Source organism: Pseudoalteromonas sp. GW168-MNA-CIBAN-0100 (assembly GCF_040309225.1).
Lineage (GTDB): Bacteria > Pseudomonadota > Gammaproteobacteria > Enterobacterales > Alteromonadaceae > Pseudoalteromonas > Pseudoalteromonas arctica.
The window spans coordinates 1-360 of sequence record NZ_JBEOOL010000235.1; the positions used below are offsets into that span (position 1 = coordinate 1).

General features: G+C 43.9%; 1 protein-coding gene. It reads right to left on the reverse strand.

Annotation, left to right across the window (positions count from 1 at the left end; all coding sequences use genetic code 11):
• Positions 1-90: 90 nt before the first annotated feature.
• A partial coding sequence (locus AAEY62_RS20890; RefSeq protein WP_350636216.1) for a MipA/OmpV family protein occupies positions 91-360 on the reverse strand: 270 nt, incomplete at its 5' end.

The following is a 360-nucleotide window of genomic DNA, read 5'->3' on the forward strand; positions in this document are numbered from 1 at the left end:
GTATTAGGTATTGCACTAAGTGCGGTTACCTCTTGGGGCACCTCGGCGAGTAAACTGCCAGGGTAAGCTAATAGTAAATAACACCAGCGTCTAAAATACATAACGCACGCCTAGCTTGGCTTTGTGTTGGTACCCTTGAGAAATAATAGGGCTGTCGTCAATTTCTTTAGAAAATAAAGTCGTTAACCAGCCGGCTAAAAACACCCAGTCTTGGTTAAGCGGGTACTCAGCATGAAACTCAAGCATAATGCTGCTGCTGGCATTGGTTTTATAGGCAGGACGCAGCAAGGTAACTTCACTTTGCTCAATACCAAAATAATAGTTAGTAAAGTCAGCAGAGTAGGCACTAAAGCCTATGCC